Raw genomic sequence first — 417 nt, 5'->3', positions numbered from 1 at the left:
CAGTTGGCTAGGTGACCCGAAGGTCATCTGAATGACTGCATCCTTCATGCCATATAGATAAGATATTGATTGTTTGAAGTCGGTATAGAAATACAATACAAATATTGTGGCTAATTTGCATAATGCAAAGCGGAATGCGACTATAATAAGAAATGCAAATTATAAATGGCTAGGATATGCAATCAAAAACGCTAGATAACAAATCAAAGTATTTGTTGATGGTAGAGGATACCGCCTCGGTAGCAGCTTTGTACCGCTCGTATCTTACACCGCTCGAAATTGATATCAATATTGTCGGCACTGGCCGTGATGCAATTGAGAGTTTGAATCATCGAATCCCTGACCTAATTTTATTAGATCTACGTCTACCTGATATGACGGGTATGGACGTGCTATTTGCGGTTAAACAAAAGTACC

Annotated in this window: 1 protein-coding gene; it reads left to right on the top strand. The window is 39.1% G+C overall.

What is annotated here, in order from left to right; genetic code table 11:
- Positions 1 to 176: 176 nt before the first annotated feature.
- Positions 177 to 417 (top strand): response regulator (locus tag BCT81_RS02830; RefSeq protein ID WP_133152503.1); only part of this gene is annotated, 241 nt, incomplete at its 3' end.

Source organism: Vibrio sp. 10N.261.52.A1 (genome assembly GCF_002876325.1).
In the GTDB taxonomy this organism is placed as follows: domain Bacteria; phylum Pseudomonadota; class Gammaproteobacteria; order Enterobacterales; family Vibrionaceae; genus Vibrio; species Vibrio chagasii.
Note: the sequence above shows the minus strand (reverse complement) of the source record. Positions and strands in the feature narration are given on the sequence as shown.